The sequence below is a fragment of the Geodermatophilus obscurus genome, assembly GCF_900143215.1.
GTDB classification, from domain to species: domain Bacteria; phylum Actinomycetota; class Actinomycetes; order Mycobacteriales; family Geodermatophilaceae; genus Geodermatophilus; species Geodermatophilus obscurus_A.
Genome location: NZ_FRDM01000017.1, coordinates 61,858 through 81,390, shown reverse-complemented (window position 1 = coordinate 81,390; position 19,533 = coordinate 61,858). Strand labels below are relative to the sequence as shown.

The 19,533-nt window shown below is 74.7% G+C and carries 13 protein-coding genes; 3 read left to right on the top strand and 10 right to left on the bottom strand.

The genetic code is table 11. The features are described from left to right. Positions 1-38: 38 nt before the first annotated feature. From BUB17_RS28265 to BUB17_RS15925, 6 genes are all read right to left on the bottom strand, one after another. Positions 39-980 (bottom strand): ABC transporter permease, encoded by a 942-nt coding sequence (locus BUB17_RS28265; RefSeq protein WP_072919623.1) that lies wholly within the window; start codon positions 978-980, stop codon positions 39-41. Beyond that, positions 977-2,512, bottom strand: coding sequence for an ABC transporter substrate-binding protein (locus tag BUB17_RS15945; protein WP_072919606.1), 1,536 nt, complete (start codon positions 2,510-2,512; stop codon positions 977-979). Before BUB17_RS15945 ends, BUB17_RS28265 begins: the two co-directional genes overlap by 4 nt. A gap of 228 nt (positions 2,513-2,740) precedes the next feature. Further along, entirely contained in the window at positions 2,741-4,537 is a 1,797-nt protein-coding gene (locus BUB17_RS15940) for a glycoside hydrolase family 2 protein (RefSeq protein WP_072919604.1), read from the bottom strand. A gap of 133 nt (positions 4,538-4,670) precedes the next feature. Continuing rightward, entirely contained in the window at positions 4,671-5,528 is an 858-nt protein-coding gene (locus BUB17_RS15935; protein ID WP_072919621.1) for a MaoC family dehydratase, read from the bottom strand. After that, positions 5,528-6,871 (bottom strand): 3-oxoacyl-ACP reductase, encoded by a 1,344-nt coding sequence (locus BUB17_RS15930; protein ID WP_072919602.1) that lies wholly within the window; start codon positions 6,869-6,871, stop codon positions 5,528-5,530. The genes BUB17_RS15935 and BUB17_RS15930 overlap by 1 nt, the downstream gene beginning before the upstream one ends. 52 nt (positions 6,872-6,923) lie before the next feature. Next, positions 6,924-8,210: an acetyl-CoA C-acetyltransferase gene (locus BUB17_RS15925; protein ID WP_072919620.1), complete on the bottom strand. Its 1,287-nt coding sequence runs from the start codon at positions 8,208-8,210 to the stop codon at positions 6,924-6,926. A 97-nt stretch (positions 8,211-8,307) separates the two neighbouring features. Here BUB17_RS15925 and BUB17_RS15920 point away from each other — a divergent pair, with 97 nt between their 5' ends. Together BUB17_RS15920 and BUB17_RS15915 are read left to right on the top strand one after the other, a co-directional pair. Then, complete coding sequence (locus BUB17_RS15920) at positions 8,308-8,958, top strand: TetR family transcriptional regulator (protein ID WP_072919601.1); 651 nt, start codon at positions 8,308-8,310, stop codon at positions 8,956-8,958. Continuing rightward, a complete protein-coding gene (locus BUB17_RS15915) occupies positions 8,955-10,982 on the top strand; it encodes an acyl-CoA dehydrogenase family protein (protein WP_072919599.1) in 2,028 nt (675 codons plus the stop codon). Before BUB17_RS15920 ends, BUB17_RS15915 begins: the two co-directional genes overlap by 4 nt. A 150-nt stretch (positions 10,983-11,132) precedes the next feature. Here the strand turns inward: BUB17_RS15915 and BUB17_RS15910 are convergent, their stop codons facing one another. The 3 genes from BUB17_RS15910 to BUB17_RS15900 form a co-directional block, all read right to left on the bottom strand. Beyond that, the gene (locus BUB17_RS15910; protein ID WP_072919597.1) at positions 11,133-12,044 is read right to left on the bottom strand and encodes an ABC transporter substrate-binding protein; all 912 of its coding nucleotides are present in this window, start codon (positions 12,042-12,044) and stop codon (positions 11,133-11,135) included. Then, positions 12,041-14,047 carry a putative bifunctional diguanylate cyclase/phosphodiesterase gene (locus tag BUB17_RS15905; protein ID WP_072919595.1) on the bottom strand — a complete coding sequence of 669 codons (2,007 nt, stop codon included), beginning with the start codon at positions 14,045-14,047 and terminating at the stop codon, positions 12,041-12,043. Before BUB17_RS15905 ends, BUB17_RS15910 begins: the two co-directional genes overlap by 4 nt. Positions 14,048-14,251: 204 nt before the next feature. Further along, positions 14,252-15,787: an amidase gene (locus tag BUB17_RS15900; RefSeq protein ID WP_072919593.1), complete on the bottom strand. Its 1,536-nt coding sequence runs from the start codon at positions 15,785-15,787 to the stop codon at positions 14,252-14,254. A 190-nt stretch (positions 15,788-15,977) separates the two neighbouring features. Between BUB17_RS15900 and BUB17_RS15895 the strand changes: the two genes are divergently transcribed. Continuing rightward, positions 15,978-16,697 (top strand): trimeric intracellular cation channel family protein, encoded by a 720-nt coding sequence (locus BUB17_RS15895; RefSeq protein WP_072919591.1) that lies wholly within the window; start codon positions 15,978-15,980, stop codon positions 16,695-16,697. 40 nt (positions 16,698-16,737) lie between these two features. On the opposite strand, the gene BUB17_RS15890 is transcribed toward BUB17_RS15895, so the two are convergent. After that, positions 16,738-19,509: a SpoIIE family protein phosphatase gene (locus tag BUB17_RS15890; protein WP_072919590.1), complete on the bottom strand. Its 2,772-nt coding sequence runs from the start codon at positions 19,507-19,509 to the stop codon at positions 16,738-16,740. Positions 19,510-19,533: the final 24 nt, after the last annotated feature.

Below are 19,533 nucleotides of genomic sequence, written 5' to 3'. Positions count from 1 at the left end.
CGGCTGGGATGTCATCGCAGCAGGCCCCGGCTGGGATGTCATCGCCGGATCCGCGGGTCGATGGCGGTGTAGAGCAGGTCCACCACCAGGTTGATCAACAGGAACACGAGCGCGAACAGCAGGATCGCCCCCTGGAGGACCGGGTAGTCGCGGGCCTGGACCGACTGCAGCGCCAGCTGTCCGAGCCCCGGCCAGGAGAAGACGATCTCCACGACGACCACGCCGGACAGCAGGTAGGCCAGCTGCACACCGGTGACGGTGACCAGCGGCAGCAGCGCGTTGCGCAGCACGTGCCAGGTGAAGACCTGCCGGGTGGGCAGCCCCTTGGCCTGCGCCGTCCGGACGTGGTCGGCGCCGAGCGCCTCCAGCACGCTGGACCGCACGAACCGGGTGATGACCGAGCCGGACACCGTCCCGGTGACCACCGCCGGCATGATCAGCCGCTGCAGCCAGCCCCACGGATCGTCGCTCAGCGGCACGTAGCCGCCCGAGGGCAGCCAGCCCAGCGTGCCGGCGAACACCAGGATGAGCACGATCGCCACCCAGAAGTCCGGCACCGAGATGCCGAACTGGCTGATGACGGTCGCCACCCGGTCGACGACCGACCGGGGCCGGAGCGCCGACACGGTGCCCAGCGGGACGGCGATCAGGAGCGCCACCAGGATCGAGGCGAACGCCAGCGTCAGCGTGGCCGGCAGCCGCTCCGCGATCAGCGACGTCACCGTCTCCCCGCTGCGGAAGCTGACCCCGAGGTCCCCGGTGAGGGCCCGGCCCGCCCAGGTGAAGTACTGCTGCACCAGCGGCTGGTCCAGGCCGGACCGCGCGAGGAGCGCGTCGTAGGTCTCCTGGTCGAACCGGGTGCCGAGCGCCAGCCGGATCGGGTCGCCCGGCACCAGCTGGACCAGGGCGAAGACGATGACGCTCACCCCCACCAGGACGACGAGGGCCTGGCCGACCCGGCGGAGGAGGTAGCCGGTCAGGGCAGCTCCACGGTCTCGAAGTTGATCGCCTTGTCCGCCCGGATCTGATAGCCCGACAGGCCGGGCGCCCACGCCTGCACCACGTCGGGGTTGTAGAGGTACAGGTAGGAGACGTCGTCGACGATGAGCTGCGCGGCCTGGTCGTAGATCTGCTTGCGGGCGGCCTCGTCGGTCTCCGTCGCCCCGGCCTGCAGCAGCTGGTCGACCTGCGGGTTGCTGTACCCCTGGTAGTTGTTCGGCCCGTCGGTCTGGTGCTGCTCCTGGTAGTAGGCCGCCGGGTCGAGGTTGCCGAGCCAGCCGAGGTAGAAGGCATCGAAGTCACCCTGGCCCTGCCGGTCCAGCCAGGTGGCGAAGTCGAGGGTCTCGATCTCCACGTTGATCCCGATCGGCTCGAGCTGGCTGGCGATCACCTGCGCGGCGGTGACCGTCTCCGGGAACTCGTCGGTGACCATCAGCCCCATCGTCAGCGGCGTCTGGACGCCGGCCTGCTGCAGCAGCTGGCGGGCCTGGTCGGGGTCGGGCTGGAACGGCGCGTAGTCGGTGTGGAAGAAGCTGTCCTCGGGGATCGCCGTCTGGTTCGGCTGGGCCGCCCCGAACCACGCCGCCTCGGCCACCGCCTCGCGGTCGACGGCGAAGGAGATCGCGCGCCGCACGTCGCGGTTGTCGAACGGCGCCCGTGCGTAGTTCATGGACAAGTACCAGTAGTCGACGCTGGGCGTCGTCTGCAGCTCGACGGTGTCGTCGCCCGCCAGCGACTCGATCTGCTGCGGCGGGACGTTGTCGGTCCACTGCACCTCGCCGTTCTGCAGCGCGGTCAGCGCCGCCGCCGGCTCGGTGATGTAGCGGAACTCGACCCCGTCGACGGTCGGCGCGCCGCCCCAGTGGTCCGCGTAGGCGGTCAGCACGGTGCTGCTGGCGTCGGAGCTCTCCAGCTGGAAGGGGCCGGTGCCGTTGGCCTCGGTGGTGAGGTCGAGGTCCTCCGCGGCGTTCTCCGGCAGGATCGCCATCCCCTTGAAGGAGCCGATCCGCTCCAGCAGGTTTGGCGTCGGCTGGGTGAGCCGGATGACCACGGTCTGCGGGTCGGGTGCTTCGACCGACGCGACGTTCTGGAACCGGAAGGAGTTGCTCAGCTCCTCGTCGATGATCCGGTTGTACGAGTAGACGACGTCGGCCGAGTCGAACGTGCTGCCGTCGTGGAACGTCACCCCGTCGCGCAACGTGAACGTCCAGGTCAGCTGGTCCTCGCTGGTCTCCCAGCTCTCGGCCAGGCTCGGCTCCATCGTGAGGTCCTCGGCGTTCGGCACCACCAGGGTGTCGTAGACGTTCTCCAGGACCTGGAAGCTGGGGTACGCCGTGGTGACGTGCGGGTCGAACTGGTCGGGCTGGGCGGCCACCGCCGCGACGAGCGTGTTGCCCCCGCCCCCGCCGCCGCCTCCACCGGTTCCGGTGTCGACGCTCTCCCCGCCGCCGCCGCAGGCGCTGAGGACCAGGGCACCGGCGGCGAGCAGGGGCAGGAGTCGGTTGCTGCGCACGGGGACCTCCGGCGGCTCGACTGTCGCGGTCTGCGCCCGACCCTGGCCCGGACCGTCCCGCCTCGCAGGTCGGGACGGTGATCGTTGCCGACCCGTGACCGAACGGAACGGCACCGCACGCTCCTGGGAACCTCGCACCCGCTGCCTCCCTCGCCCACCACCGTTGATCATGGGGTCGCTGCCGGAGGACACGCCGTCCGCAGCGTGTCGCCGAACATCAACCCATGATCAACTCGGGGGGGAGGTGGTCGGCTGGACGGTCGGCGCGGGCGCCGCCTCGGGTTCGCCGAGGGTGGCCCGGCGCAGCGCCTCGAGGTCGACCTTGGGCACCCGGTCCATGCCCAGCAGCCCGTTGACCTCCTGGTAGGTGTCGGTCAGCTGCGTCCAGCAGGCGCCGGCGAGCGCGGTGCTGCCGTGCACCGCGGCCCACTGGGCGCGGTAGCGGGCCAGCAGGTCCTCCGGCGAGGTGGCGTCGGCGTAGCCCCAGCCCTCGTCCTCCGGGGAGCGCAGCGCCACGCCGCCGAACTCGGAGAGGACGACGGCCCGGCCCGCGACGCCGGCCCGCTCCAGGTCGGCCAGGTACCCGTCGGGACGCCGTCCGGTCGCCACCCGCTCGAGGTCCTCGGCCGTGGCGTAGCGCTCGCCGAGCACCGCGGGGTCCTGCTCGTAGTCGTGGACGCCCAGGATGTCGCCGCCGAGGGTCTCCCAGCCGTCGTTGGCCGAGACCGGCCGGGTGCCGTCGAGCGCGTCCGCCGTCGCCGCCATCGCCCGGATCAGCCCGCGCTGCCGCTCGTCGACCGCCGCCTCCTGCACACCCCACGACTCGTTGAGCGGCACCCACGCCACCACGCTGGGGAACCCGCGGTGGGCGACCACCACGTCGGCCCACTCCCGCAACAGGCGGGCGCTCGCCGTCGGGCCGGGCCGGTACGCCGAGGGCATCTCCGCCCACACCAGGAGACCCATCCGGTCGGCCAGGGCGAGGTAGCGCGGGTCCTCGGTCTTCTGGTGCTTGCGGGCCCCGGTGAAGCCCAGCGCGCGGGTGAGCTCCAGGTCCCGCCGCAGCGCCGCGACGTCGGGCGGGGTGGCGCCGGTGTCGGGCCAGTAGCCCTGGTCGAGCACCAGCCGCAGCGGCGCCGGACGGCCGTTGACCAGCAGCCGCCCGTCGCCGACCTCGACCGAGCGCAGCGCGGTGTAGCTCTCGACCTCGTCGAGCACCTCGCCGTCGTCGGTGATCAGCGCCAGTTCGGCGTCCAGCAGCACCGGGTCCGGCCCGGGCCGCCACAGGAGCCGGCTGCGGTCGTCGATACCGCCGTCCCCCACCTGGACGGTGCGCTCGACGACGGCACCGTCCACCCGCACCGCGTCGTCCACCAGCAGCCGGTCGCCGGCGCGCAGCCGCAGGTGCAGCCGGGCACCGGACACGGGGGTGGCGAGCTGCACGCGGACGTCGACCCGCATCGTCCGCGGGTGGCCGCGCCACTGGACGTCGGCGATGTGCCGCTGCGCCACCTGCTCCAGCCAGACCGTGCGCCAGATGCCGGTGGTGCGCGGGTACCAGATCTCGTGCGGCTCGTCGCGCCAGTCCTGTTTCCCGCGCGGTGCCTCGAGGTCCAGCGGGTCGTCGTCGGCCCGGACCACCAGGTCGGCGCCGTCGTCCCCGAGGGAGTCGGTGACGTCGACGCCGAACGGCGTGTAGCCGCCCTCGTGGGAGGCGACGTGCGTGCCGCCGACCCACACGTCGCAGACGCGGTCGACGGCGCCGAAGTGGAGGACGGTGCGCCGGTCGCCGGCGCGGCCGGGCAGCCGGCGGCGGTACCAGGCGCGGTGGAGCCGGCCGGTCCACTGCACGCCGCTCGCCGGGGTCTCCGGGGCGTAGGGCACCCGGATCGTGCGGTCGAACGCGATGCCGCCGACGGTGCCGGCGAGGTCGGGGTCGGCGGCGAACTCCCACTCCCCGTCGAGCGAGGTCCAGGGACGGCGCAGCAGCGGCCGGGGGTGTTCGGTCGGGTCCGTGTGCTCCACGGACCCACCTCACCGGAGGATGGCCCCGCTCGCAGCCCGGTCGACCGTCCCCCCGCACCGCAGCGCGTCCTCCCCCACGGCCGGCGGTGAGGGAGGACGCGCCACGATCAGGTTCCCTGATCGTGGCGCGGGGTCAGAGCGGGCGAACCGTGCCCAGCAGGTGCTCGGCGCCGCTCCCGGCGTTGCGGACGGCGAGGTCCCAGCCGCCGCCGGCCACCGGGTCGGTCGCCAGCGTGACCGTCGAGGGCAGGAGCAGCGGCTTCCGGAACACCCCGTCGACCGCCATCGCGTCGGGCAGCCGTCCGGTCAGCGCCGCGAGCGCCCGGGCCTGCACCCACATGCCGTGCGCGATGGCCCGCTTGAAGCCGAAGGCCTTGGCGGTCAGCCCGGAGAGGTGGATCGGGTTCACGTCGCCGGAGACCCGCGCGTAGCGGCGCCCGGCGTCGTCGGGCACCTGCCAGGTGGCGACGGGACGCGCCAGGTCCCCGACCGACAGCGAGAGGTCGGACTGCGGCGCGCCCTCGGGCGCCTGGGCGCCGCGCGACAGGTACGTCGACCGCGAGCGCCACACCTCGGCGCCGCCGGCGGAGACGGACGCGCACAGGTCCACCGTCGCCCCGCGTGGGTGCCGGGCGAACCGCTCGGCCCACACCTCCAGGTCGAGTGCCTCGTCGACCCGCACGGGCCGGAGCACGTCGACCCGGTTCCGCACGTGCACCAGGCCCGGCAGCGCCAGCGGGAACGACCGGTCGCTCATCAGCGCCAGCTGCAGCGGGAACGCCAGCACGTGCGGGTACGTGGCGGGGAGCGTGTCGGCCAGCGGGAAGCCGCAGACCCGGTCGTAGGCGGCCAGGTCGGCGGCCTCGACGCGGACGCCGGTGCGGGCCAGCCGGGTGTCGGGCAGCCCGCCGCCGCGGCCGCGCGCGGTGACCGCGGCCCGGGCGAACAGCGCCGGCATCGACGGCGCCGACCCCAGCACGGTGCGGGCCATCACGCCCCCAGGAACGACTGGCCGCACACCCGCACGACCTGGCCGTTCACCCCGGCGGCGCTGGGCTGCGCCAGCCAGGCGATCGTCTCGGCGACGTCGACCGGCAGGCCGCCCTGCTGCAGCGAGTTGATCCGCGAGCCGATCTCGCGGGTGCCGAAGGGCATCCTCGCCGTCATCTCGGTGACGATGAAGCCCGGCGCCACCGCGTTGATCGTCGCGCCGCGCTCGGCGAACGCCGGCGCCCACGCCCGCACCATGCCGATGACGCCGGCCTTGGACGCCGCGTAGTTGGTCTGCCCGCGGTTGCCGGCGATGCCCGACTGCGAGCTCACGCAGACCACCCGGGCGCCGGGCCGCAGCACGCCCTCGGCGTCGAGGAGCGCCTGGGTGAGGTCCAGCTGCGCCTGCAGGTTCACCGCCATCACCGCGTGCCAGCGGGCGGCGTCCATGTTGACCAGCAGCTTGTCGCGGGTGATGCCGGCGTTGTGGACGACGACGTCGACGCCGCCGCGCCGCTCGCGCAGGTGGGCGATCAGCCGCTGCGCCGCGTCGGGCGCGGTGATGTCGAGCTGGAACGCCGTCCCGCCGATCTCGTTGACCACCTCGGCCAGCTCGTCACCGGCCGCCGGGACGTCGACGGCGACCACGTGCGCGCCGTCGCGGGACAGGACCCGCGCGATCGCGGCGCCGATGCCGCGGGCGGCGCCCGTGACGACGGCGACCCTGCCGGCCAGCGGGCGCTCCTCGTCCTCGTCCGCCGGGACGTCGGCCGTGGTGAGGGCAACCACCTGGCCGTCGACGTAGGCCGAGCGGCCGGAGAGGAAGAAGCGCACCGGGCCGGGGACGGAGGCCTCCGCACCGGCCGGCACGACCAGCAGGTTCGCCGTCGCGCCGTTGCGCAGCTCCTTGGCGATCGAGCGGACCAGCCCCTCCAGGGCCTGCCGGGCCGCGGCCTGCGCCGGGGAGCCGGCGTCCGACGGCGGGTCGGCCAGCACCAGCACCCGGCCGGAGGGGCCGAGCCGCCGAACCGCCGGCGTCAGGAACTCCTGCGCCGCGCTGAGATCGGCCGGGCCGGTCACGCCGGTGGCGTCGAGCAGCACGGCGCCCAGCCGCTCGCCGTCCGTGGCCGCCGGCGGCTGCACGGGGACGCCGGCGTCCTCGAGCAGGCGGATCAGGATCTCGTGCAGCCGGCTCCCACCGGTGGTGCCGACCACGGCCGGGCCGGTCAGCAGCGGAGCGCCGGGCTCGTACCTGCGGAGCACGGCCGGTCGGGGCAGGCCGAGCTGCTTGACGAGGGTCGAACCGACGCCGGAGTTGGCGAGGTCGCGATACCAGTCACTCACGGGGTGTGTCCTCTCAGTAGCCGGCGGTTTCCGCGGAAATGGCCGGGAGGGGTCAGGACTCGAGGATCGCGACGACGCCCTGGCCGCCGGCCGCGCAGACGGAGATGAGGCCGCGCTTGCCGGGGCCCGCCTCGTGCAGCTGCTTGGCCAGCGAGGCGACGATGCGCCCGCCGGTCGCGGCGAACGGGTGACCGGCCGCCAGCGACGAGCCGTTGACGTTGAGCCTCGACCGGTCGATGGAGCCCAGCGGGGCGTCCAGGCCCAGCCGCTCCTTGCAGAACGCCGGGTCCGCCCAGGCCTTCAGCGTGGCGAGCACCGTCGAGGCGAAGGCCTCGTGGATCTCGTAGTAGTCGAAGTCCTGCAGCGTCAGGCCGTTGCGGGCCAGCAGCACCGGGACGGCGTACGCCGGGGCCATCAGCAGGCCCTCGCCGCCGTGCACGTAGTCGACGGCGGCGGTCTGGGCGTCGACGAGGTGGGCGAGCACGGGCAGCCCCCGCGACGCAGCCCACTCGTCGGAGGCCAGCAGGACGGCGGAGGCGCCGTCGGTCAGCGGCGTCGAGTTGCCCGCGGTCATGGTGGCGTCGGGGTCGCCCGCGCCGAACACCGGCTTCAGCTTCGCCAGCTTCTCCACCGAGGTGTCCGGGCGCAGGTTCTCGTCGCGGGTCAGGCCCAGGTAGGGGGTGACCAGATCGTCGAAGAAGCCGCGCTCGTAAGCGGCGGCGAGGTCGTGGTGCGAGCGGACGGTCAACTCGTCCTGGGCCTCACGGCTGATCTCCCACTGCCTGGCGGTGATCGCCTGGTGCTCGCCCATCGACAGGCCGGTGCGCGGCTCGGCGTTGCGCGGGGCCTCGGGCACGAACATCCCGGGTCGCACGCCGGCGAGGGCCGCGAGCCGCTGCTGCACCGTCCTGGCGCTGCCGAGCGCGATCAGCACGCGGCGCATCTCGTCGTGGATGGCCAGCGGGGCGTCGGAGGTGGTGTCGACGCCACCGGCGATGCCGGACTCGATCTGCCCCAGCGCGATCTTGTTGGCGACGAGGACGGCGGCCTCGAGCCCGGTGCCGCAGGCCTGCTGCACGTCGTAGGCCGGGGTGGCGGCCGACAACCGCGAGCCGAGGACCGCCTCGCGGGTCAGGTTGAAGTCGCGCGCGTGCTTGAGGACGGCGCCGGCGACGACCTCGCCGACCCGCTGGCCCTGCAGCCCGAAGCGGGCCACCAGCCCGTCCAGCGTCGCGGTGAGCATGTCCTGGTTGGACGCCTGCGCGTACGCGGAGTTCGAGCGGGCGAAGGGGATGCGGTTGCCGCCGACGATCGCGGCCTTCCGGGTCTGCGGAGCCATCGGGGTGACCTCCGGGATCACTGGAGCGGGGCAGGGGGCGGCGGATCACCGCCTCGAGGAGTGCCTGACACTCACGGTATCAGGTACTGTTAGTGTCGTGAAGTTCGAGACGTCGAGGCGCGACCGCCGCGACTCGCGGTGGGACGAGCACCGCCGCGCCCGCCGCGAGCAGCTGGTCGACGCCACCATCGCCGCGGTGGGCCGGCACGGTGCCGGCGTCGGCATGGAGGAGATCGCCACCGCCGCCGGAACCAGCAAGACCGTCGTCTACCGGCACTTCGCCGACCGCACCGAGCTGCACGTCGCCGTCTGCGCCCGGGTGGCCGGCCACCTGATGTCCCGGCTGCGCGCGGCCATGACCGGCACCTCGGGCCCGCGGCAGATGCTCGCCGTCGCCGTCGAGACCTACCTGGCCTTCCTGGAGGCCGACCCCGAGCTCTACCGGTTCGTCGTCCAGCCGCCGCCGGCCGACCGGCCGGAGGACGCCGACCCGATCGCCAACCTGTCCCACCTGGTCGGCGACGAGGCGGCGGCCATCGTCGCCGTCGCCCTGCAGGAGGCCGGCCGCGACCCGTCGGCCGCCCTGCCGTGGGGCCACGGCCTGGTCGGCCTGGTCCGCTCGGCCGGCGACTGGTGGCTGCAGGCCGACCGGCCGATGCCCCGGGTCGAGCTCGCGGCCCACCTGACCGATCTCGCCTGGGCCGGGCTCTCCGGCGTGGTGACCCGCAACAAGGAGGAGGGACCGTGACGACGAGCCTGCCGCACGCGGTGGACCCGAAGGCGCTCACCGAGGTGCTCGACGGCCGCTGGGGCCACGTGCGCCGCGACGCGCGGGAGAACCTGCACGACCCGGACCTGCTGCCGGTCTACGGCGAGAACGTGCAGGAGGCCCGCGAGCGGGTCACCCGGATGGCGCGCAGGATCGCCGCGTCCGGCCGGGTCACCCTCGGGTTCCCCAAGGAGTACGGCGGCGAGGACGACGCCGGCGGCTCGGTCACCTCGATCGAGATGCTGGCGTTCACCGACCTGTCGCTGATGGTCAAGGCCGGCGTCCAGTGGGGGCTGTTCGGCGGCGCCGTCCAGGCGCTGGGCACCCAGCGCCAGCACGACGCGTACCTGCCCGCCATCATGAGCTTCGACCTGCCCGGCTGCTTCGCCATGACCGAGACCGGGCACGGCTCCGACGTCCAGCAGCTGCGGACGACGTGCACCTACGACTCCGCGACGCAGACCTTCGACCTGCACACGCCGCACGAGGCCGCGCGCAAGGACTACATCGGCAACGCGGCCGAGGACGGCCGGATGGCGGTCGTGTTCGCCCAGCTGGTGACCAACGGCGAGCGGCACGGGGTGCACGCCTGGCTGGTGCCGATCCGCGACGAGCAGGGAGATCCGATGCCCGGCGTCACCATCGGGGACGACGGCCCCAAGGCCGGCCTGCTCGGCGTCGACAACGGCCGGCTGTCCTTCGACCACGTCGCCGTGCCGCGGGACATGCTGCTCGACCGGTACGGCCAGGTCGCCGAGGACGGCACCTACACCAGCTCGATCGAGAACGAGACCCGCCGCTTCTTCACCATGCTGGGCACCCTGGTCCGCGGCCGGGTGAGCGTCGGCGGCTCCGCGGCGGCCGCGACCAAGCTGGCCCTCGACATCGCCGTCCGCTACGGCGAGACCCGCCGGCAGTTCTCCGCGCCCGGCGCCGACCGCGAGGTCCTGCTCAACGACTACCTCGTGCACCAGCGCAAGCTGCTGCCGGCCCTGGCCGCCACCTACGCCTACTCCTTCGCCCAGGAGGAGCTGGTCGGCACGATGCACGACGTCCAGGGCGCGGAGGACCTCGACGAGGCCGCGCAGCGGGAGCTGGAGTCCCGGGCGGCCGGGCTCAAGGCCGCGCAGACCTGGCACGCCACGCGGACCATCCAGATGGCCCGTGAGGCCTGCGGCGGTGCGGGCTACCTGCAGGAGAACCGGCTGCCGCACCTCAAGGCCGACACCGACGTGTTCACCACGTTCGAGGGCGACAACACCGTCCTGCTGCAGCTCGTCGCCAAGGGCCTGCTCACCGGCTACCGCGACGCCTTCGGCTCGCTCGACGGCTGGGGCAAGGTGGGCTTCATCGCCGACATGGTGCGCGAGACCGTGCTGGAGCGGACGGCGGCCCGCGGCCTGATCGCCCGGCTCGTCGACGCCGTCCCCGGCCGGGAGGACGAGGTGCCGCTGCTCGACCGCGGCTGGCAGCTCAAGATGCTCGAGGACCGCGAGAAGCACGTGCTCGAGGGCGCGATCCGGCGGCTGCGGCGCGGCGCGGCGACCCCCGGCGTCCGGCCGTTCGACGTCTTCAACGACGTCCAGGACCACGTGCTGCGGACGGCGCAGGTGCATGTCGACCGCGTCGTGCTGGAGGCCTTCGTCGCCGGCATCGAGCGGGCGACCGACGCCGGCGCCAGGGCGCTGCTCGAGCGGGTCTGCGACCTGTACGCGCTGTCGACCATCGAGGCCGACCGGGCCTGGTTCCTCGAGCACGGCCGGCTCACCGCGAACCGCTCCAAGGCGCTCACCGCCACGGTGAACGCGCTGCTCAAGGACCTGCGCCCGCACATGGTCACGCTGGTCGACGCCTTCGCCATCCCGGAGGACTGGAAGGGCGCGGCGATCCTGCGCGAGGAGCCCGGCCGCCAGGAGGCGATGTCCGCCCACGACCGGGCCACCCACGACACCGGGCTGCGCCGCGGGACGGCGACCTCCCTGGAGGTCCCGCCCGGCCAGTAGCAGAAGGGCCCCGTCCTCCCCACCCCTCGTGAGCTCGGGGCGGGACCCGGGACGGGGCCGCGCGGCGGGACCCTGCAGGGGGGCCGTCCCAGCACGTCACCAGGCGGGTGGCTGCCCGACACGTCGTCGGAGGCAGCCACCCGCCGACCGTCACGGCGTCTCGGGAGCGAGGGGAGCCCCGCCGTTGACGGTCACCTCGGACACCGCGCCGCTGGCGACCTCCCAGGTCTCCAGCACCTGGGCGTACACACCGGAGTCGACCAGGGCCTGCAGCGCACCGGCGAGCGCATCCCGCAGCCCGGCCCGGTCCCGGGGCACCGCGATGCCGTACAGGCCGGGCTCGTACTGGACGTCGGAGACCAGCTGGAAGGCTCCCTGGGTGCGCTCGTTCGTCGTGATGAAGACCGCCGGCGGGTAGTCGGTCAGGACGGCGGCGACCCGGCCGGTGCGCAGCTCCACCAGCGCGTCGTCGTTCGTGGCGTGCAGCTGCACCCGGATCGGGTCGTCGTCGCAGCGGTCCTGGCTGCGCTCCAGCAGGCCGACCTGCACCGTCCCGGCCTCGACCGCCACCGCCTCGCCGCACAGCCCGGCCAGGTCGTGGACGCCGTGCGGGTTGCCCCGCTGCACCACGATGGCCGAGCCCGCCCGGAAGTAGTCCACGAAGTCGGCCTGCGCCTGGCGCTCGGCCGTGTCGGTCATGGCGCTCATGACCAGGTCGACCCGGTGGGCGGCGAGGTCGTCGAGCATGGTGTCGAAGTCCGCGAGCCGGAACTCGACCCGCACGCCGAGAAGGGCGCCCATCCCGGCCATGAGGTCGGGTTCCAGCCCGACCACCGTGCGGCCGTCGGGCGCGAACGACGAGGCCGGCGGGTAGGAGGCGTCGGTCGCCACCGTGAGGACGCCTGCCTCGCGCACCTCTTCCGGGAGCAGGGCGCGCAGCTCCTCGTCCACGGAGAGCGCCGACGCGGCGCGCGGCACGTCGGCCGGCGCGGCGGAGCAGGCGGTGAGCAGGGCCAGGGCGGCCGCGGCGACGCTCCGCCGGGCGAGACGGGCAGTGGTCACGGGGTCATCTCCAGCGAGGGGGTGGGAGGACGGGACCCGGCGGGGTCCGGCACGCCGCCCGGGGGCAGCGCCGGCCACGGCCGGGGACGGGAGAAGAAGAAGCCCTGCGCGCGGTCACAGCCGGCGTCGCGCAGCCACTCGGCGGCGGCCGCGGTCTCCACGCCCTCGGCGCAGACGGTGAGACCCAGCCCGTGGGCCAGCTGCACCAGCGACCGGACGACCTCGCCGTCCTCGGCGTTGACGCCCACACCGGCCACGAAGCTGCGGTCGATCTTCACCTCGGCCAGTTCGAGGGACCGCAGGTGGGAGAGGCTGGCGTAGCCGACCCCGAAGTCGTCGAGCGAGGTGCCGAACCCGTGGGCGGCGAGCGTGGCGAGGGTCCGCGCGGTCGCGCCGAGGTCCACGGGCAGGGCCGTCTCGGTCACCTCGAGCACCAGGCGCTGCGGTGGGACGCCGGTGTCGGCAGCGAGCCGGACGACGGTGGCGGCGAACTCCGGCTGCTCGAGGTTGCGCACCGACACGTTGACCGCGACCGACCAGTCGCGGCCCTCCGCGCTCCAGGCGGCGCAGTCGACGAGGGCCTGGGTGATGACCCACTCGGTGAGCGGACCCATGATCCCGGAGTGCTCCACCGCCGGGAGGAACTCCCCCGGCGGCAGCAGGCCGCGATCGGGGTGCTGCCACCGCAGCAGCGCTTCCACGCCGCCGGTGCGGCCGGTGCGCAGGTCCACCTTGGGCTGGTAGTGCAGCCGCAGCTCGCCGGCCTCCAACGCGCGGCGCACCTCGTGGGCGGTGATCAGGCGGGAGGACGGGGCGGCGGCCAGCGCAGGGTCGAAGACGACGATGCCGGTGGTGCCGCGCTTGCCCTGGTACATGGCGGCGTCGGCACGCTTGAGCAGGGTCTCGACGTCGTCGCCGTCGGCGGGGTGCAGGGCGATGCCGAAGGACGCCTCGATCGTCAGCGGCACCCCGTCGAGCACGACGTCGGTGGACAGCTGCTCGCTCACCAGCTCGACCAGGTCCCGTGCCGCGCCGGGGTGGCTGACCCCGGGCAGCAGCAGGCCGAACTCGTCCCCGCCGAGGCGGGCCACCGTGTCGTCGGCCCGCAGCGTGCCGGCCAGCCGGTCCGCCACCAGGCGCAGCAGCTCGTCCCCGGCGTGGTGTCCGAGGGTGTCGTTGACCTCCTTGAACCGGTCGAGGTCGACGAGGACCACCGCGCAGCTCCCCGACCGGCGGGTGGCCTCCTCGACCCGGCGGCGGAACATCTCGCGGTTGGGCAGCCCGGTCAGCGGGTCGTGCAGCGCGTCGTGGGCGGCCTGGGCGGCCTGCCGCCGCAGCCGCCGGGTCGCAGACCAGGAGATCCCGGCCAGGACGACGTAGAGCAGGGCCAGCCCGGCGCCCAGCCGCCAGTAGTCACGCGCCGTCGCGGCCTCCACGTCGGCGGCGACGGCCTCGTAGGGCAGCAGGATCTCCAGCACGCCCACCGAGCGGCCCGAGGAGTCCGCGACGATCGGCTGGAGCACGCGGACGGCCCGCCCGGAGGAGCCGCCGTCCACGATCTGCACGTCGGTCGCCCCGGCCGCCGCGGTCTGGAAGGCCGGGTGGTCGGGCGGCACCGACCAGTCGTTACCCGGGTCGATCGCGCCCGGCGACCCGGACAGCCACCCGTCGTCGGAGAAGACGACGGCACCGCTGAAGTCGCGCAGCCGCAGCCGGTCCACCGACCCGCGGAAGACGGCCAGGTCCGTGGCGGTCTGCAGCCGCCGGCGTTCCTGCGCGGTCAGGCCGCCGGCGAGGTCCTCGCCGTGCAGCGCCGGCGCGATCGCCATCTCCTCGACCACCGCGGCCTGCGCCCGGCCGTGCTCCAGGCCGCGCTCGATGCCGTCCTGTCGGCTGCCCTGAGCCAGGACCGCACCGAGCGCGACGACCGGCACCAGACTCGCCACCGCGTAGGTGACGAACAGCCTGGTGCCGGCTGCCGAGGAGGACCACGAACGACCCATGACCTTGGCATCGGCCGTCCCACGACCGCGGTCGAGGCCATCTCACCCGGAGGGGGCAGGCGGCCTCGGGGCAGGCGGCCCCGTCCCCTCGGCTCTCCCGAGGTCGATCATGGAGTTGCCGCCGCCGGCACGGCGGGACACGCCGCGGCATCCGCCGACGACCCCGTGATCATCGGCGGGGGACGGCGGGTCGGTGCGCGCGCGTCAGGAAGCCGGTGGGCTCGGGAAGCCGCCGACCAGCTGCTCGAAGGCGTGCGCGACCCTCAGCGGGGTGGTGTCCTCGAACCGGCGGCCGACGAGCATCATCCCGACCGGCAGCCCCTGGGAGAGCCCGGCCGGGACGCTGGTGGCCGGGTGGCCGCTGACGTCGAACGGCGCGCAGTTGACGATCATCTCCAGCGCCCGGGCCACCTGGGTCTCCAGCGGATCGTCCGGTGCCGGGATCTCCGGGGCCACCATCGGCACGGTCGGCATCACCAGCAGGTCGACCTCGGCCAGCGCGGCGTCGTACTGCCGGCGCACCTCGGTCGCCAGGTTCTGCGCGATGGCGTAGTGCCGGGTCTGCTCCCGCTCCAGCGACCAGCGGCCGGCCAGCGCCACCGCCGTCACCGTCGGCGACCACCGGTCGACCACCTCGCGGCGCTGACGGCCGTAGTGGGCCACCAGCTCGGGGTCGTAGCGGCCCTCGTAGTTCCAGCCGTAGCCGTTGCCCTCGATCATCTGCACCGTGGCGCCGTCGGTGGCGATGACGTTCCAGACGTGCAGCGCGTGCCGGTGCCACGGCAGGTCGACGTCCACCACCTCGATGCCCAGCTCCCGCAGCCGTTCGGCGGCCGCCCGGACGGTGTCGTCGACGCCGTCCTCGGAGAGCTCCTCCCAACCGAAGCCCTGGGCGACGACCCCGACCCGCAGCCCCGCGACGTCGCCGTCCAGCGCGGCGGCGTACTGCTCGGGTGCCACGTCGGCGGGCTGGCGCGGGTCGTCGCCGTCCCGGCCGGCGAGGACGTCGAGCATGAGGGCGGCGTCGGCGACCGTCCGGGTCATCGGGCCCAGGTGGTCGAGCGTCAGCTCGATGGGGAACGCGCCGGTGTAGGGCACCAACCCGTGCGTGGGCTTGTGGCCGACGATGCCGGAGAAGGCCGCGGGCATGCGGATCGAGCCGCCCTGGTCCCCGCCGACCGCCAGGTCGACCACCCCGGACGCCACCAGCGCGGCGCTGCCGCTGGAACTCCCGCCGGTCGTCCGCGACGGGTCCCACGGGTTGCGCACCGGTCCGGTGACGGAGGTGTGGCTGCCGCCGGAGAAGCAGAGGTCCTCGCAGACGGACTTGCCGGTGATCGTCGCGCCGGCCTCGAGCAGGCGGGTGACGACGGTGGCGTCCTCCCGCGGGACGAACCCCTCGACGGTGTGGGAGCCGTTCATCATCGGGACGCCGGCGACCGCGACGTTGTCCTTGACCGCCACCGTCCGGCCGGCCAGCGGCCCGTCCGCGGCGCCGCGGATCTCGGTGGTGACGTACCAGGCACCGAGTAGGTTGTCGGCGTCGCCGGGGCGGGTGCTCGGCCGGTCGGTGGGCGCCTGCGGGGCGATCCCGGCGTAGAGCTCCTCGACCGCGTCGTAGGAGGTGAGGAAGGCCGCGACGATGGGGGTGTAGGCGGCCACCTCCTCGGGGCCGGGCTTCATGCCGTAGCTGGCCGCGAGCGCGGCCACCTCGTTCTCGTCCGGCGGGCGTACGGGCACGGCGGCCTCCAGGTGAGCGGCGGGGAGAACCGCAAGCTAGCGGCGTCCGCACCCTCCTGCCACCGGCGGTCACGACCTCCTCCTGTGCCGATCAGGGGGTCGTTGCTGCCGGCACGGCTAGACACGCCGCAGCGGCTGACGACAACCCCATGATCACGACGAGCGAGGGAGCGCGAGGACAATCCCCGCCGTGGAGATCCTCGCCGCGGCGGCGGAGACGCTGCGGGTGCCGGCGGCGGTCGATCTCGCCGCGATCGTGATCGGCGCGCTGACCGGCGGGCTGCTCGCCGCCCGCGAGGGGTTCGCCGTGTCCGGCGTCCTGCTGCTGGCCGTCAGCGGCGGCCTCGGCGGAGGGCTCGTCCGCGACGTGCTGCTGGGCGACCTGCCGCCGGTCGCCCTGACCAACCCCGCCTACCTGCCCACGGTGGCCATCACCGCGGCCGTCACGTTCTACTTCTCCGGCTGGCTGTCCCGGCTGACCGGGCTGCTCGTCGTCCTCGACGCCGTCACGCTGGGCTTCTTCACCGTCATCGGCGCGCAGAAGGCGCAGCTGGCCGCCCTGCCCAGCGCCAGCGTGGTCTTCGTCGGCACGCTCACCGCGGTCGGCGGCGCGGTCATCCGCGACGTGCTGCTGGCCCAGCGCGCCGACATCGTGCAGCCCGGCCCGTACAACGCGGTCGCCGCGCTGCTCGGGGCCGTCGCGCTCACCGTGCTCGCCGGCCCGGTCGGCATGGACCCGCTCCCGGTGGCGGCGCTGGTCATCGTCCTGGTGGCCGGGCTGCGGGTGCTCTCGGTGTGGCGCGGCTGGGAGGCGCCGGTCGCCGTGGACCTGCCCGGACGGGCCCGCCGCCGGCTGCGGCGCCAGCGGGCCGGGCGCCCGACCCGCTGGCGCCGCCGCGACCGGACCTGAACCAAGGACCCGGTCCCCTGCAGAGGGCCGGACGGCACCCTCAGCTCGCGGTGCCGGGCTCCGGTGAGCGCGGGCGGGCCCGGGAGTGCAGCCGGACGGCGAGCAGCGCGACGTCGTCCTCCGCGTCGGGCAGGAAGAGCCGCTCGAGCACGCGGTCGCACAGGTCGGCCAGCGGCAGCGCCGCGTACTCGGTCAGCGCGGCCACCAGCTGCGCGCTGCCGGCGTCGAGATCGCGGTCGCGGCGCTCGACCAGCCCGTCGGTGTACAGGAGGACCGTGCTGCCCGCGGGGAGGACGGCGACGCGGTCCCGGCGCGCGGCCGACGGGTCGACCCCGAGCAGCAGGTCGGGCAGGTCGTCGTCGAGCACGTGCACCCGGCCGTCGGGCAGCAGCAGCACCGGGGGCGGGTGGCCGGCGCTGGACCAGCGCAGCAGCGTCCGGTCGGCGCGCAGGTCGGCGTCCTGCTGCTCGAGGCGGGCGACCACCGCCGTGGCCATCGTGTCCAGCCCCAGCCCGCGCATGGCGCGGTCGACCTGGGTCAGCACCTGCGCCGGCGGGGCGCCGCTGGAGTAGCTGATCCCGCGCAGCAGGCCGCGCAGCTGGCCCATCGCCGCGGCGGCCGCGACGTCGTGGCCCACGACGTCGCCGATGGCCAGCACGGTCGTCCCGCCGGGCTCGAGGAACGCGTCGTACCAGTCGCCGCCGATCTCCGCGCCCTCCGCCGCGGGCACGTACCGGACGACGATCTCGCAGGAGGCCGGCTCCGGTGGCGCGGTGAGCATGCTGTGCTGGAGCGCACCGGCCAGTTCCCGCTGCTGGCCGTAGAGCCGGGCGTGGTGCAGCGCCAGGCCGGCCCGGCGGCCCACCTCGACCGCGGTCTCGACCTCGGCCGGTGTGTGCGGCCCCCGCTCGGCGCCGTTGAACAGCCCGAGCGCGCCGAGGGACTGACCACGGGCCACCAGCGGCACGACCACGCCGGAGTCCGGGCCCAGCCGGCCCAGCAGCGCGCGGGTCGCGGGCTCCGGGATGGAGCGCGCGACCCGCGCGGCGTCGATCCGGGGCAGCACCAGCGGGCGGCCGGTGCGGGTCACCACCGGCGCGGCCGCCTCGTCGGTCATCACCGCGACCATCGAGTGCACGTACAGCTCCAGCTCGGCGCGCAGCGCGGGGTCGCGGTGCGCGGAGGCCATCTCGTGCAGCCGGCCCTGCTCGTCGCTGACCACCAGCCAGCACCAGTCGGCGAGGGTGGGGACGACGACGTCGGCGAGCTGGCCGACCTGCCGGGTGACGTCCAGGGTCCCCGACAGCACCCGGCCGGCGTCGGCGAGCAGCTGCAGCCGGGCGGTGGCCTCGGTCATCGCGGCGACGGCGTCGGCGCGCACGGTGTCGGCCCGCAGCCGCGAGGCGGTCAGCGCGAGCTGCGCGGTCAGCCCCTCCAGCAGCTCGACGTCGCGGTCGGGAAAGGCGTGCTCGGTCGTCCAGACGACGACGAAGCTGCCGAGCAGCCGGCCCTCGACCCGCAGCGGCAACGCGGCCAGGGCCCGCGTGCCCAGGACCGCGTTGACCTCGGCCATCCGCGGGAAGCGGGCCTCGACCTCGGCGGCGTCGGGGAACAGCAGCGGCTCCCCGTGCCGGGCGACCCACTGGGTGGGCAGCTCGTCGTCCAGCGGCGTCTGCACCCCACCGGACGGCAGCTGGAGGTCGGCCGCGCTGGCCACGGTGTCGACGATGCGGCGGGTCAGGTGCAGGTACAGCTCGTCGTCACGTGGGTCGAACACCGCCAGCCCGATCGACTCGGCGCCCAGCACCGCGGCGGCGCGCAGCGCGATCTCGGCCAGCTGGGTGACCCGGGTGGCGCCGGCCAGCTCGGCGGCGACCTCGGCGATCGCGGCGGCGCGGCGGACGGCGTCGAGCTCCCGGTCGGCCTGCTCGTGGGCCTCGGTGACGTCGACGACCGTGCCCACGATCCGCGCCGGCCCGCCGTCCGGGCCGGCGAGGACCCGGCCGCGGCTGATCGTCCAGCGCACCCTGCCGTCGGTGCGGACCACGCGCAGCTCGACGGCGTACTGGGCCAGCGCGTCGATGGCGGCCTGCATCTCCTGCTGCGCGCGCTCGCGGTCGTCGGGGTGCACGTGCTCGGCGAACAGCCGGTCCATCCCGAGCAGGACGGTGGCGTCGTGGCCGAAGATCGACGCGCAGCGCTCGTCCCAGACGATCGTGTGCCGCCGCAGGTCGACCTCCCAGGTGCCCACGGCACCGGCCTCCAGCGCCAGCTCCAGGCGCATCAGGGAGGCGTCCGCGGCCGACCGCGCCGCGGACAGCTCGAGCTCGGCGGCCACCGAGGCGGCCAGCTGCTCGAGGGAGGCGACCTGGTCCGGCGACCAGTCGCGCCGCACGCCGTCGAACACCGCGAGCGCCCCGACGACCTGCCCGGACCGTGCTCGCAGCGGAACGCCGAGGCAGGCGACGAGCGACCCGTCGACTGCCGCGGGCAGGGAGGCCAGCCGCTCGTCCTGCGCCGCGTCCGGAGCAGCGACGGGGACACCCAGCCCGACGGTCACCGCGCACGGGGAGCCCGCGAGCGGCAGCGGACCGCTGACGACCGACGCCGGCAGTCCGCAGGACCCCACGGGCACCTCGGCGTCGGTGACCAGGCAGACCAGCGCCGCCGGGGCCTGCGTCAACCGCGCCGCGAGCTGCGCGAGCCGGTCGTGGACGCCGGCGGACGCCTCGGCGAGCAGCCGGCGGGCCGCGGCGACCCGCCCGGGGTCGGTGAGCACGTCGGTCCGCGGGGACGGGGGTCCCGACGCCATGCCCGCACTCCCTCGTCCCGCTGT

Coding starts and splice junctions, on each gene's coding strand:
- BUB17_RS15935 (WP_072919621.1), bottom strand. CDS start 5,528: ATGGCCCGCACCGTGCTGGGGTCGGCGCCGTCGATGCCGGCGCTGTTC.
- BUB17_RS15890 (WP_072919590.1), bottom strand. CDS start 19,509: ATGGCGTCGGGACCCCCGTCCCCGCGGACCGACGTGCTCACCGACCCC.
- BUB17_RS15905 (WP_072919595.1), bottom strand. CDS start 14,047: ATGGGTCGTTCGTGGTCCTCCTCGGCAGCCGGCACCAGGCTGTTCGTC.
- BUB17_RS15925 (WP_072919620.1), bottom strand. CDS start 8,210: ATGGCTCCGCAGACCCGGAAGGCCGCGATCGTCGGCGGCAACCGCATC.